This is a genomic window from uncultured Streptococcus sp., assembly GCF_963456385.1.
Taxonomy (GTDB): Bacteria; Bacillota; Bacilli; order Lactobacillales; family Streptococcaceae; genus Streptococcus.
In genome coordinates, this window is sequence record NZ_CAUOLF010000007.1 from 1 (window position 1) to 14070 (window position 14070).

General features: G+C 46.0%; 13 protein-coding genes and 1 pseudogene. 3 read left to right on the forward strand and 11 right to left on the reverse strand.

Annotated features, from left to right (window positions below; all coding sequences use genetic code 11):
- Positions 1 to 130: 130 nt before the first annotated feature.
- The 3 genes from rpsJ to tgt form a co-directional block, all read right to left on the reverse strand.
- Positions 131 to 439 carry a 30S ribosomal protein S10 gene (rpsJ, locus tag RP262_RS03860; RefSeq protein WP_003009585.1) on the reverse strand — a complete coding sequence of 103 codons (309 nt, stop codon included), beginning with the start codon at positions 437 to 439 and terminating at the stop codon, positions 131 to 133.
- A gap of 373 nt (positions 440 to 812) precedes the next feature.
- Complete coding sequence (locus tag RP262_RS03865; protein WP_311154373.1) at positions 813 to 1451, reverse strand: phosphoribulokinase; 639 nt, start codon at positions 1449 to 1451, stop codon at positions 813 to 815.
- A gap of 25 nt (positions 1452 to 1476) precedes the next feature.
- Positions 1477 to 2619 (reverse strand): tRNA guanosine(34) transglycosylase Tgt, encoded by a 1143-nt coding sequence (gene tgt / locus RP262_RS03870; RefSeq protein ID WP_223313988.1) that lies wholly within the window; start codon positions 2617 to 2619, stop codon positions 1477 to 1479.
- Between the two features lie 152 nt (positions 2620 to 2771).
- On the opposite strand from tgt, the gene RP262_RS03875 reads away from it, so the two are divergent.
- Positions 2772 to 3647 carry a DUF975 family protein gene (locus RP262_RS03875; RefSeq protein WP_311154374.1) on the forward strand — a complete coding sequence of 292 codons (876 nt, stop codon included), beginning with the start codon at positions 2772 to 2774 and terminating at the stop codon, positions 3645 to 3647.
- A 17-nt stretch (positions 3648 to 3664) separates the two neighbouring features.
- On the opposite strand, the gene RP262_RS03880 is transcribed toward RP262_RS03875, so the two are convergent.
- The 3 genes from RP262_RS03880 to polA all read right to left on the reverse strand — a co-directional run bounded on the left by RP262_RS03880 (position 3665) and on the right by polA (position 7532).
- Positions 3665 to 4177 carry a kinase gene (locus RP262_RS03880; RefSeq protein WP_227969218.1) on the reverse strand — a complete coding sequence of 171 codons (513 nt, stop codon included), beginning with the start codon at positions 4175 to 4177 and terminating at the stop codon, positions 3665 to 3667.
- Between the two features lies 1 nt (position 4178).
- Positions 4179 to 4616 carry a CoA-binding protein gene (locus tag RP262_RS03885; RefSeq protein WP_227969220.1) on the reverse strand — a complete coding sequence of 146 codons (438 nt, stop codon included), beginning with the start codon at positions 4614 to 4616 and terminating at the stop codon, positions 4179 to 4181.
- A 273-nt stretch (positions 4617 to 4889) separates the two neighbouring features.
- Positions 4890 to 7532, reverse strand: coding sequence for a DNA polymerase I (gene polA, locus RP262_RS03890; RefSeq protein ID WP_311154375.1), 2643 nt, complete (start codon positions 7530 to 7532; stop codon positions 4890 to 4892).
- Between the two features lie 97 nt (positions 7533 to 7629).
- Between polA and RP262_RS03895 the strand changes: the two genes are divergently transcribed.
- Positions 7630 to 8172, forward strand: coding sequence for a histidine phosphatase family protein (locus RP262_RS03895; protein WP_009659209.1), 543 nt, complete (start codon positions 7630 to 7632; stop codon positions 8170 to 8172).
- A 78-nt stretch (positions 8173 to 8250) separates the two neighbouring features.
- A pseudogene (locus RP262_RS03900) lies at positions 8251 to 8727 on the forward strand (YcxB family protein).
- 47 nt (positions 8728 to 8774) lie between these two features.
- Here RP262_RS03900 and RP262_RS03905 read toward each other — a convergent pair.
- The 5 genes from RP262_RS03905 to RP262_RS03925 form a co-directional block, all read right to left on the reverse strand.
- Positions 8775 to 9389 (reverse strand): HAD-IA family hydrolase, encoded by a 615-nt coding sequence (locus tag RP262_RS03905; protein WP_311154376.1) that lies wholly within the window; start codon positions 9387 to 9389, stop codon positions 8775 to 8777.
- A complete protein-coding gene (locus RP262_RS03910) occupies positions 9386 to 10663 on the reverse strand; it encodes an MATE family efflux transporter (RefSeq protein WP_311154377.1) in 1278 nt (425 codons plus the stop codon). The genes RP262_RS03905 and RP262_RS03910 overlap by 4 nt, the downstream gene beginning before the upstream one ends.
- A gap of 182 nt (positions 10664 to 10845) precedes the next feature.
- Positions 10846 to 11781, reverse strand: coding sequence for a YitT family protein (locus RP262_RS03915; protein WP_311154378.1), 936 nt, complete (start codon positions 11779 to 11781; stop codon positions 10846 to 10848).
- A complete protein-coding gene (gene aspS / locus RP262_RS03920) occupies positions 11768 to 13522 on the reverse strand; it encodes an aspartate--tRNA ligase (RefSeq protein ID WP_311154379.1) in 1755 nt (584 codons plus the stop codon). The genes RP262_RS03915 and aspS overlap by 14 nt, the downstream gene beginning before the upstream one ends.
- A 170-nt stretch (positions 13523 to 13692) precedes the next feature.
- Positions 13693 to 13905, reverse strand: coding sequence for a hypothetical protein (locus RP262_RS03925; protein WP_311154380.1), 213 nt, complete (start codon positions 13903 to 13905; stop codon positions 13693 to 13695).
- Positions 13906 to 14070: the final 165 nt, after the last annotated feature.

Below are 14070 nucleotides of genomic sequence, written 5' to 3' on the forward strand. Positions count from 1 at the left end.
AAGATTTGAGTCATTCCCACTTTTTTCCCTAAGATTCCTTTTGTCATGAGAAAATGTTTCCTTTTCTATAATTTTTTCAAAAAGTTTTTAACGAGCGTTTTTCATGCTCTGGTTTAGATCAAGCTTTAGATTAAAGTTTAATCTCTACGTTCACACCACTTGGAAGATCTAATTTCATCAAAGCGTCAACTGTTTTTTGAGTTGGGTTGATGATGTCGATCAAGCGTTTGTGAGTACGCATTTCAAATTGTTCGCGAGAGTCTTTGTATTTGTGAGTCGCACGAATGATTGTGTAGAGGCTACGCTCAGTTGGAAGTGGGATTGGACCCGCAACTTGTGCACCTGTACGAGTAGCTGATTCTACGATTTTTGCAGCCGCTGTATCAAGCGTACGGTGTTCGTAAGCTTTCAAACGGATGCGGATTTTTTTGTTTGCCATCTTTTTCTCCTTTTCGTCTATTTAAGATAATAGGCTAGCTCCACAAGAAAACCGACAGGTGATTGCGTGGCAATGCAACCGAGCGTGTCGCAACCTCTTGCATCAAAGCTACACGCTGTATTTTTACAGCACCATAGTATCTTAACACAAAGAACCAGTCATTGCAAGGGATTTGAGTAATTTTTTAAAGATTTTTAGGATAATTTTTTATGAAAGTGTTTTCTAAACAATTTATAAGGCTTGTAAGTCATTATCTAGAAAAAAATTCAGACTTTTTCATCTATTTATTCGATTTTGTATTCAGAAAATACAAAATCCCACTGACGCACATCAGTGAGATCAAAAATGAAAATTTACCTTTGGCTACTTTATTTTATAGTAAGGGGCTGTCCTTTTCGATGCGAAAACTGTTGCCTGACTGGCAGATGACAAGATCAGCAGCTGCTAGATAGGGCTGATAAAAGTGCTTATATTGCTCTCGTCGAGCTAGATGCGTCTGCTCTATCCACTCTGGCCTGCGCTCTCGCACAGCCACATCCCGTGCCAAGCGGCGTTCTAACTCGGTCTGATCGTCCGTGTAAAAGCAAATCGACAAATCAAACAAACTTTCAGGCAAAAAGGCAGCCGACATGCCTTCTACTATTAAAATCGGCTTTTGGGCTGATAAGCGCAAGCTAGGCGACCAAGCTGTGCCAATGGTCAGAATATCCAGACCATACTGCAAGGCACAAATATCTCGCTCCAGGCTGCTTAGTTCATGAACAGCTGGGAGACAGGCTGTTACTTTTTGATGAGGAAAATCTTTGGAACTGAGGAGATCTCGATACTCCCCAGTAATTACATAAGGATCTGTTTCCAGAAGATTGGCTCGTTCCTCACCCAATATTAGTTGGAGTTTTCGAGCAAAAGTTGACTTGCCCGAAGCACCATGACCGTAAATACGCAAGATATGTTTTTGGTCGTCTGACAGATTCGTTGTCAATCTTTTCAGCAATTTCTCTTCATCAGACATAGCTTCCCCTTTCAAATGGAGCTCCTTAGAAATTTCGGCTGGATTTATTGTAGCCGTAGCGCTCAATAAAGTCTTCACGGAATTCTAGCAAGTTGTCATCCATGATAGCTTGGCGCACCTTCTTCATAAGGTTTACCAAGAAGTAGAGGTTGTGATAGCTGGTTAGGCGGATCCCAAAGGTTTCGTCCGCTTTAAGCAAGTGGCGAATATAGGCCCGCGTGTAGTTGCTGCAAGTGTAGCAGTCACAGTCATGATCCAGCGGAGTGAAATCTTCCTCAAACTGAGCATTTTTAACCACCAGACGTCCTTCACTGGTCATACAGGTACCGTTTCGGGCAATCCGAGTCGGCAGGACGCAGTCAAACATATCAACGCCACGGATAACCCCATCAATCAAGCTATCTGGTGCTCCCACTCCCATAAGATAGCGGGGCTTGTTTTCAGGCAGCATAGGTGTTGTGAAGTCCAGCACTGCATTCATCTCTTCGTGAGACTCACCAACTGCCAGTCCTCCGATTGAGTAGCCTGGGAAATCCATGCTGACCAAGTCTTGAGCAGACTGGCGACGCAAATCTTCAAAGCCAGCACCCTGAACAATCCCAAAGAGACCTTGGTCGTGTGGACGGCGGTGCGCCTTGAGTCCACGCTCTGCCCAACGGCTGGTCCGCTCAATAGACTTCTTGACATAGTCATAAGGTTGGTAGAACTGCGGACACTCATCAAAGGACATCATGATGTCGCTACCCAGATTGTTCTGGATAGAGATGGCCTTTTCTGGCGACAGGAACATCTTGGAACCATTGAGGTGGTTCTTGAAAGTTACTCCTTCTTCTGTGATGTTGCGGCTGTCAGCTAAAGAATAGACCTGGAAACCGCCACTATCAGTCAGAATAGGCTGGTCCCAGTTCATGAACTTGTGCAGGCCACCTGCACGGGCAATCAGCTCATCGCCTGGACGTAGCCAGAGATGATAGGTATTGGCCAAGATAATACCAGAGCCCATTTGCTTGAGCTCTTCAGGGGACTGGGTCTTAACTGTCGCCTGGGTTCCAACCGGCATAAACATAGGCGTCGGGAAAGTCCCGTGAGGCGTGATAATCTCTCCCAAACGAGCACCTGTGTGTTTTTCTTTTTTAATCAAACGATACTGAATCGGTGATGTTGACATGTTTCCTCCTGCTGGGAAAAACAGTCCCAGCGATTTTTCTTCTATATAAGGAGCAGCAAGGGCTCACAAGATACCGTATGATTTTACCAAAAAAACTTCTATCTGTCACGGGGTATGATATAATGTAACAGACAAATCCAAATGGAGGAATTATGAATCTAAGTAACATCAGAGCTCAGGCTCGAACCATCCGGAGCCAAACGAGGGGGATTTTTCTTTTGTTTGCGGCCCCAACCCTTGTCAGCACCCTCAGTATCTTACTTTCCCTTTATGACAATCTAAGAAATTCCATTCCCAACCTGAGCTTCAGGCAATTTATCTATCTCCTCGTTAGCAAAAATCTTTTTCCGACGACCATCCAGTTTATCACGACTCTCCTGCTGATTTCTGCCAGCTACACCATGATAACCGTCATCCGCAAGAAAAAGGATGAGGTTCGCTTTTCAGATATTGGGCATCTTTTTACGAGCAAGAACTTCACACCTGTTTTCAAAACCGTTTTGCTCAAGCAGCTATTGCTTTTCCTTTGGAATCTTCCTATATTTTGCGGGAGTCTTCTGTCCGTCTTCAATGCTTATAAGATTCTCAACATTTCAGAAAAACTTCCTGCCCATACTGCGCTGATGGCTCAAAGTGCTGTAGGCCAGCAGATTCTTCAATACACTCCTGGTATGTTACTGGGAAGCCTCTTGATATTGGTTGGTCTAGGCATCACCATCCCTCAGTACTACGCATATTCTCAAGCAGAACTGATACTCTACGACCAGCTTGAGACCGGGAGTTACCGGGGAGCTTTCTATGCTATCCGTCAAAGCCGGAAGCTCATGAAGGGCTACAAGAGAAAGCTATTTATGCTGGATCTGAGCTTCATCGGTTGGAATTTACTGGCCAGAATGACTTACGGTGTACTGAATATTATGGTTCTCCCTTATACAGCGACTGCTTACATTCTCTTCTACGAAGAGTTGAAAAAAGAAAAAGCTATTCTAAACGAAAACAACCCGCAAGCACGGAACTCCTTGTCCTAAGCTTGTGAGTTGTTTTTTTATTTACTATTATAGTCTGTTCTGTCAAGGGCAGAGCGGATTATATCAAAGGCTGCCTCCAGCGAATCCTCATCTGTGAAGAAGGATTCCTCTTCCCAGCCTAAGAAGTCTCGGTCTTTCCACCAGCGCTTCATGTCGGCTGGGGTAAATTCTTCTTGTTTAGCTCTGGTCTGATGGCGACGGACTGTTTCTTCAAAGGATAGGTCATAGTAGTAAGCAAAGACCTGCGGAGCGAAGATTTTTTTCAACCGTTCTAGCATCTGTCCATAAATGTCTGTCTCATAAAATCCTTCTACCAGAACCAGCAAATCATGTTCGTAACCGAAGCGTGCCAATGTCTCTGTCAGGTCAATAGACAAATTCCCTGGCTCAACCTTTTCCTTGAGCATGTCCCGTCTAACCGTATCCTGCGATATCAGGAGAGTTCCTCGGCCGTAGTGAGTCTGCAGTTTCCCAGCGAGACTAGACTTGCCAGAGCCGGAATTTCCACGAATGATAACTAACTTGGCCATCTTATTCGCCCAGAATCAAGCGTGTATGCTCGCGCTTAATGCAGCGAGCCATGACAATATCATCCCGACCGGCTGTCCGCAAAATCTGCTCAGCCTCCTCGCTCTCCAAGCCCAACTGAGCCCAGAAAATCTTGGCATCTGACTGCAGAAAATCCAGTGCCACATCTGGCAAAAACTCACTGCGACGGTATACATCGACAATATCCACCGGGAAAGGAATGTCTTTAAGGCTGGCATAAACAGTCTCACCAAAAATCTGACTGCCCGCTGCCCGCGGATTGACAGGGATAATGCGATAGCCCCGATCTTGCATCTCTTTGGACACACGGTTACTGGTCGTTTCTTCACGATCAGACAGTCCGACAACAGCAATCACCTTGCTGTTTTTCAAATAATGCTTGACGATGGCATCACTGGGATTTTGAAAATGATAAGTCATGGGCTTCCTCCTCATTCATAATAAAGTTGGATAGTTTTGTAGTATTCATGTTTTAACAGAATCTAGTCTAAGTACCGTGTGAAAAAGACAAGCTTCCTCGCATTCATCGAATGCTGTGTCAGCTTTCTATTTTCACTTTGTGTTTTACGCCCTTGATATCTTAAACTGAACACGAGCTAAAACCTTGGAAAATAGATAATCCGTTCTAGGAGCATCGCTCCTTCGTCCGGCTGCCTAATTTTCAGTCGGTTTTGACGCTCTTTGTATCTTATCTTACTTCGCCTCGTACCAAGTTTGGCCGGCATTTTCATCAGCTACTAGTGGAACGGCTAGCTCAATCGCGGCTTCCATGGTTTCTTTGACTAGCTGGCGGACGGCTGTTAACTCGTCATTTGGCACTTCTAGCACGATTTCATCGTGCACCTGCAAGAGCATGCGAGAATTGAAATTCTTCTCAGTCAGAGCTCGGTCCAGATTAATCATAGCGACTTTGAGAATGTCTGCGGCGGATCCTTGGATTGGGCTGTTAATGGCTGTGCGCTCCGCAAAATTTCGGATGTTAAAGTTGCGGGAATTGATGTCCGGCAAGGAGCGACGGCGATGGTAAATGGTCTCTACATATCCCTTATCACGCGCTTCGCGGACAATGGTTTCCATATAATTTTTGATTCCTGGGAAACGCTCAAAATAGGTCTCAATGTAGTCCTTAGCAGCCTTGCGGGAAATTCCCAGATTATTGGCTAGGCCAAAGTCGGAAATTCCATAGACCACTCCGAAGTTGACAGCCTTGGCATTACGGCGGTCATTAGGTGTCACATCCTCTGCCTTTTCAATACCAAAGACCCGCATAGCTGTAGCCGTGTGAATATCTTCTCCATGCTGAAAGGCCGCAATCAGATGCTCATCCTGCGAAATGTGAGCCAGCACCCGCAGCTCAATCTGGGAATAATCCGAGCTGAGTAGCACACTGTCTGCCCACTCTGGCACAAAGGCCTTGCGAATAAGACGCCCCTGCTCCAAACGAACAGGGATATTCTGCAGGTTCGGGTCAACCGAGGACAGGCGGCCCGTCTGAGTCAAATCCTGAACATAGCGAGTATGAATCTTGCCATCAGCCGCTATGGCCTCTTGCAATCCGATAATGTAAGTCGACTGAAGCTTGCTGATTTGACGGTATTCCAGAATCTTAGACACAATCGGTGCTATCGGTGCTAAACGCTCCAGCACATCCACCGCTGTCGAGTAGCCCGTCTTGGTCTTTTTGGTGTATTCCAGTGGCAATCCCATATCTTCAAAGAGAATGGTTCCCAGCTGTTTGGGCGAGTTAATATTAAACTCCTGACCAGCCAGATCATAAATCTCCTGAGTCAGACTTTCCAGCGTCTTTTCATTTTCCGCCTGCATACCTTGCAGGGTTTCCCGCTCAACCTTGATCCCTGCAATCTCCATCTTGGCTAGGACAAAGGCCAGCGGCTGCTCCATTTCAAGCAACAAATCCAGCTGATCGTGGGAACGGAGCTGGTCTTTCATTGGCTCTTCTGTTTCCAGCAGTACCTGAACTTTACGAGCTAGATGCTCAAAGAGCTGCTCTTGCTCCGGCAGAGCACGCTTGGCTCCCTTTCCATACACCTCGTCATCAGTCGGCAGGATTGTTTGGCCGTAGAGGCGAGCAATAGTCGCCAGCCCATTGTCTTCGACCGTCGAAAGCAGATACTTGGCTAGGCGCGCATCAAAGGATGCTGCTGGCAGTTCAATGCCGTAATGACTGAGCAGTACTTTGGTCCGCTTGAGATCGTAAGTTTTCAAAGCTGTTTTTGTCAAAAACTCCTGAAAGAGAGGTTGCTGCAGTAAATCGCTGGTGCCGACATAAATCTGACGGCTATCGCCCCAGGCAAGGCCGACAATCTCTTCCTTGTGGTAGTTGTCACCCAAGATTTCAAAATAGAAAAATTGCTCTGGTGCCAGCATATCCGCTGTCACCTCAGTCACTTTGGTAAATTCAATTGGTTTGACTTCTACCGGCTCTTGACCAGTTCCTAGCTGAGCCTTGAGCTGCTTGAAGCCCATCTCGTCGTAGAACTTGCTCAGAGCCTCTAGCTGCGGACCCTTATAAACCAAATCATCCAGCCCGATTTCAACCGGAGCCTGAGTATTGATAGTAGCTAGAGTTTTAGATAAGAAAGCCTTGTCCTTGTCATTGATGAGATTTTCCTTCATCTTGGAAGCCTTGAGCTGGTCAATGTTTTCATAGAGATTTTCCAAAGAGCCATACTCCAAGAGGAGCTTGAGGCCAGTCTTCTCACCGATCTTGGTCACACCGGGGATATTATCCGACTGATCGCCCATCAGCGCCTTGAGGTCAATAAACTGCTCAGGCGTGATACCCATCTTTTCCATGAGGTAGGCTGGTGTAAACTCCTCAAACTCGGCCACGCCTTTCTTGGAAATCTCCACCACGGTATTATCATCTGTCAGCTGAATCAAATCTTTATCACCGCTGACAATGGTCACATCGTAAGGCACAGCTGTCTTTTCAGCCATCTTGTCCAAGGTTCCGATGATGTCATCCGCCTCGTACTGAGCCAAGTCGTAGTAGTGAATGCCCAAGTGCTGCAGCATTTCTCGGATAAAGGGCAGCTGCTCACGAAATTCATCCGGCGTCTTGGCCCGACCTGCCTTATAGTCTGCGTACATCTCAGTCCGGAAGGTCGTCTTACCAGCATCAAAAGCTACTAGGACATGGGTCGGCTGCACGCGCTCCAAGAGATGATTGAGCATGAGGTGGAAGCCATAAATGGCATTGGTATGCAGACCTGATGGACTCTTGAAACGGTCAATTTGATTATAAAGCGCAAAAAAAGCGCGAAAAGCAACGGACGAACCGTCGATTAATAATAACTTGTTCTTTTTTTCCATAGGTTTATTATAACACGAAAGGCGGACAAAGACAGAAAAGGCGGCGTGGAAAAGGGTAAAAAGTGTCCTGAGATCCAAATTTTGCTATAATCATCCTATGAACAATACCTACTATTTTATCCGTCATGCGCATTCTAACTATACACCTGATGAAATCAACCGACCATTATCAGACAAAGGGCGAGAATCCTTGGCACAGCTTGAATTTTTAGCATACAAATCCATTACCGCCATTTATTCCAGCCCCTATCAAAGAGCCATCCAAACGGTTGAGCCTTTGGCTCAGAGTCTGAAACTCGCTATTCAAACCGACAGACGTCTAATAGAGCGAAAGCTAAGCAGTCAAGCGATTGCCGACCAAGATTTTGAAGAAGCCCTCATGCAACTTTGGTCACAGCCAACATTTTCACTTGTTGGTGGCGAGTCTAATCAACAAGCTCAACAGCGAGCCTTAGCTCTTCTTCAAGAACTGGAAAGCAAACATCAAAATGAGGAAATTATCCTCAGCTCCCACGGCAACCTTATCTGCATTTTACTAAGCGCATTCGACTCCAGCATTGATTATAACTTTTGGTGTGGCCTAAGCATGCCAGATGTGCTGGTTTTAGATAAAAACGAAAAAATCACTCACCTCCTATAAAAGATGGCATCTCCTAGGAAGACTCGGCTAAATCTTATCGCTCATATATGGTATAATAATAAAAACTGGAGGTAAAAGATGTTTCCAATCCGTATTACAACTCTTCTGACTGAAGAAGTTTATAAAAGATTTTCATGGGCTATTCTCATACGACGAAAAGGATTTGTATTATACATAATCATACTGATAATCGGGCTGTTCGCCTACGTAATGTTCAGTCCGTTAGAGAAAAAGATAATATCTATCATATTGGCTCCCCCTATTTGCGCCTCTATGTACTATTTTGGCATGAATTATCAGATAAAGAGGGCCTAGCAAAAAAATCCTTTATTTCAGAACATGGAGGTCACTCTGATATTTGACAGAGAGGCTTTTGTAGCTCAGAATAAACGTGGAGAATTTCACTATACCTATGATGATATTGTCAAAGTCATTATGACAAAGCAAGATTTTTATATCTTGATAGGAGAGAACACTGGTTTCGCAATTGAAAAAGAAAACTGTTCTCCCGAGGTTCTTGAGTTCTTGCTGGAACTTCACATTGAGCATATGTAAAAGAAAAAGCAGGCTAGACTGACAGTAGATCAATTCTGGTCTGCTTTTTATCTTGTAAATAATTGCTTGATGTCCATCAACTTCTCTATTTTCAGATTGATTTCTGGTCGGTAGGCACAGAAGTTAATGCTCTGGATACCACTGTTGGCGGCGACATCCACATCAAGTGTCCGGTCGCCGATATAGTAGGTCTGCTGCTTATCCAGGCCATATTTCTCGAGCAGATAGTCGACACCTTCTGGGTGGGGCTTGCGCTCAAAGCCGTTGGCTGTTGTGATGATTTCTGTAAAATAGTCATGAATACCCAAGTCTTGCAAGATTTGATGGGCATTGAGTCCCTTGTGGGTATAAACGAACTGGGCAATGCCCTGCTCTTCAGCCCAGGCCAGTATCTCCGCTGCTCCTTCCATCAGATGGACCTGAGCATTTTTCTCCTTTAGGCTTGCTCCACGAAAGACATTCATCTCGGCAGCGTCCAGACCTTTCTCAGACGCTACTTTTTCCAAGAGCTTCTGGACAGAGTGCTTTAGGATATAGCTGTGAATACTCGCCCTGTCGAAGTCCAAACCATAGTGAGTATAGGTTTCCTCAATCCCCGCCAAAATAGCATCGTAGGAGTCCAGCAAGGTGCCGTCCAAATCCCAAATAAACGCTTTTTTCATGTGATTTCCCTCATTTTTCTGTCAAATAAAACCTTTAAAAATAGCCAGCGGAAGCCATTGTCCAAGAGCATCCCAGTCCAGACTCCCGGCAGACCCAAGCCACAGGTCACACCCAGCAAGTAACCAGTAACGATGCGAATCAGCCACATGCCAACAGTCGTGGCATAAAAAGGCAGTCTGGCATTGCCCAGCCCCTGCCAGATAGCTGTGTAAATCACGGTTCCCACTGCCATGGGAGTTCCCAGCAGGGAGAAAAGCATGACTGAAAGACTGGCTCTAATAGCTCCGCTATTATCCGTATAGAGCAAGGTCAGCGGCCGACCAAAAACGAAAATTCCTAGAGCCATGGGCAGCATGCAAGCAAAAGACAGCCAGAAGGTCCGCTGACGAATCAGAACGACCTCTTGCATCTCTCCCTCACCTACCGCATGGCCTACCAGCATGACTGTTGCTGTTGCGACCCCGAAGATTGGCATATAGTTAAACTGAGTCAGGACTTCACCGATGGCATTCCCCGCTACTGCGTCCGTCCCAAAGACGACCACAATGGCGATAATAACTACATCACCAGCCCGCATCATGAGCCGTTCTCCAGCAGCCGGCAGAGACAGGCGCAAGAGTTCTCCATCTAAGCCCCAGCTCCAGCTGATTGTGGACCAATCCAGCTCCCGCCAGAGAATCAGCACACCGACCAAACGAGCTAGCACCGTCCCCAACGCTACACCAACAATACCAAGCCGAAAGACGTAAATCCCCAGACCGGAAAAGAGAGCGTTGAGGACATTAGTCAGAAGACTGACATACATGGGAAATCTAGGATTGCGCGTGACCCGCACTAGAGCCCCAAAGGAAGTCATCAAGCCTAGCAGAACAATAGTCCCACCAACCAGAGCCAGATAAAGACCGCCTGCTTCAGCCACCGCCTTTTCTGTCCCCAGAAGGTCCAGCATCTGCCTGCCAAAGAGCAAGGAAACCAGCCCCAATAAAAGGCTCAGAAGCAAGGTCAGCTTGATAGCCTCGGCTGTATGATAGGCCAAACGCTCCTTGTCTCCCTGTGCCAGAGTCTTGGAAATGAGACTGGAAATGGCAGCCCCCAGTGCGATAAAGATTGCCTGATAAATCGTAATGATGTTGCCAGCCACTGAGACACCAGAGATGGCAATCAGCCCAAGACTGGCCACCAGATAGCTATCGACCATTCCCATGAGCATCTGCAAAAAATTCTCCGCCATAGCCGGCAAAGCGATATTCATGATTTTTTTATAAGTCGTCATTATCTAAAGATCTCCTGCATTTGTATATCTTTTCTTACTTGAGATTTCCACCCTCCACCATAGAGAATAGAAAGCGGTGGGACTATTGTCCTACCGCATATTAATCTTCTATCATAAAACCTCGTTTTAAGCACAAACTCCCACACTATACCGCTTCGCATTCCCAAACTTAATGGATATCTTCATTCCTCAACAAAGAGTCCCAAGATGTGGACATTGTCCGCTACGGAGACGAAGGCAGCTGGATCTGTATTCTTCATGATTTGCTTGAATTCATTAAACTCCGCTCGGGTAATCACCGTCACCAGAACAGCTTTTTTCTCATGATTATATGTTCCCTCAGCGCCATGAATAACTGTCGCCCCACGGTGCAGCTTGTTGTGAATCTTATCAATCACTCTGTCTGGATGACTGGTGATAATCATAGCTTGCATACGCTTCTGCTTGGTAAAGACAGCATCCGTCACTCGGCTTGATACAAAAATAGTAATCATGGAGTACAGCGCATACTCCCAGCCAAAGGTCAGACCCGCAATCAGCATAATAATCCCATTGACAATCAAGGAAATATGACCGACATTCCGACCTGTTTTCTTGCGAATGGTCAGGCTGACAATGTCTGTCCCACCGCTGGAAATACTGGACTTAAGGGCAAAGCCAATCCCTGCTCCCATGACCACACCACCGAAAAGGGCGTTGATAATAGGATTGTCAGTCAAGGTTACTTCCGGCACAAACTGGATAAAGAGCGAGCTCATGGTAACCGTGATAAAGGTGAAAATGGTAAACTTATGCCCAATCTGGTACCAAGCCAGAATCATCAGCGGAATATTAATAGCGTAAAAGGTCACAGAAACCGGAATGGTAAAACCAAAGAAGCGAGTACTGAGGGCAGTAATGACCTGCGCCAGACCAGTCGCCCCGCTGGAATAAACATGCCCCGGCTGAAAGAAGAAATTGACTGCGACAGCTGACAAAAAGCCATAAACAAGCGAGGCAGAAATCTTCTCATCGTACTTCTCACGCGAGATACTCTTTAAAGACCGCAAAATCTTAAAATTATAAGCAAACCTGCGGACATAATAGCGAAAGAGTTTATAAAAATTAGTCTTCTTCATGTGCTTCCACTTGTAAACTTAATTCCTCTAGTTGAGCTACCGACACTGGACTAGGTGCCTGTGTCATTGGATCAGAAGCCTTGTTATTTTTCGGAAAGGCGATGACTTCGCGGATATTTTCTTCACCAGCCAAGAGCATCACAAAGCGGTCCAAGCCCAGAGCTAAGCCGCCATGCGGTGGAAAACCATAGTCCATAGCCTCCAGAAGGAAGCCAAACTGCTCAGCAGCTTCTTGAGCTGAGAAGCCAAGCGCCTTGAACATCCGCTCCTGCAAGTCTTTCTGGTTGATCCGAAGACTTCCGCCGCCTAACTCATAACCATTGAGGACGATATCATAAGCCACAGCCCGTACCTTGCTCAGGTCGCCTTCCAGCTCTTGCTCAGAATCTTTCTGAGGCAGGGTGAAAGGATGGTGGGCACTCATATAGCGGCCCTCTTCTTCTGACCATTCAAACATGGGCCAATCCACTACCCAAAGGTAGTTAAATGTATCAGCGTCAATCAAGTCTAGCTCTTTGGCCAAGCGCACTCGAATAGCTCCCAAAGCAGCATTGGCCACTTCCAAAGTATCAGCCACGAAGAGCACTAGGTCATTATTTTCAAGCTGTAAAGCTTCTGTCAACTGGCTTGTCAAGTCTGTCAAGAACTTAGCAACTGGACCAGCCAGCTCTCCATCAGCAACTTTTACCCAAGCAAGACCCTTGGCACCATGCTGTTTCGCTTGCTCTGTCAGCTTATCAATATCCTTGCGAGAGTATTTATCTGCAGCATTTTTTACGACGATTGCCTTGACAGTTGGAGCTTCTGAAAAGACCTTGAAGTCAACTCCCTTGACAAGCTCTGTCAAGTCCTGCAACAACATCTCAAAACGAGTATCAGGCTTATCAACACCATAAAGAGCCATGGCATCATCATACTTCATACGAGGAAAAGGCAGAGAAACATCAATACCTTTGGTCTCTTTCATAACACGAGCAATCAAGCCTTCTGTAATGTCCTGAATCTCCTGATCAGACAAGAAAGAAGTCTCCAAGTCCACCTGAGTAAACTCTGGCTGACGGTCACCGCGCAAGTCCTCATCTCGGAAGCATTTAACAATCTGGTAATAACGATCAAAACCAGCGTTCATCAAGAGCTGCTTGGTAATCTGCGGACTCTGTGGCAGAGCGTAAAAATGTCCCTGATGAACCCGACTAGGCACCAAGTAATCACGCGCTCCTTCTGGCGTTGACTTAGATAGGAAAGGCGTTTCCACATCAAGGAACTCCAGCTCATCTAGATAGTTGCGGATGGAGTGAGTCACCTTGGCACGGAGCTTGAAGTTCTCCAACATCTCTGGCCGGCGCAAGTCTAGATAACGATAGCGCAAACGCGTATCGTCATTCACCTCGATGCCGTCTTTGATTTCAAAAGGCGTCGTCTTAGCTGTATTTAAGACAGTCAGGCTTTCCACATGCAGCTCCACGCTTCCTGTCGCCAGCTTGTCATTGGCCTGCTCACGCGCAGCCACCTTACCTGTCACTTCCAGCACATACTCACTGCGCAGGCTTTCCGCTGTTGCCATGACCTCTGCAGCCACTGTCTCAGGATTGATGACCAGCTGCATAATGCCTTCGCGGTCGCGCAAATCAATGAAAATCAGACCGCCCAAATCCCGACGGCGGGCTACCCAGCCCTTCAAAGTGATTTCCTGACCAACATGCTCCCTGCGAACACGCCCAGCATACATAGAACGTTTCATCTTTACTCTCCAAATTTTTAATTCTGTTACTATTTTACCACAAAGCGCCTAAGAAAGCCCTTCTGTCCGTTCTTTTTCTAAAAAATATTAAAGCTTCACATGACTAATGCTGATATTTATGACAAAAGGCCTGAGGCAAACGACCTCAGACCCACTGTCTACTCTATAGATTATTCCTTTTTCTTGCTGTCTTCATAGAGACTGGGCGCAAATACTTTTGTCACCATGGCCGTCACGAAGCGAAAACCTCCCGCTGCCAAACCAAAAATCGGCGCCAAAGCACGGAAGAAAAAATCCCCCCGCATAAATAAACAAAGCAGACCTGTAATCACAAAGATAGCCAAACCCTGCACCACAACCATCAATAATATTTTCTTCATCATTCCCTCGACTTTCTATAGACTATTATAGCATAAGGGGAGGGATGGGAGTGGAAAGTTTTGTGTTTTTTAGGAACAACAGAGGATACAAACATGGTGCAAGAAAAAAACACCTGAATTGATAATTCAGGTGGTCAATGAAATTGTAACAGTTGGAACGACTTTTCA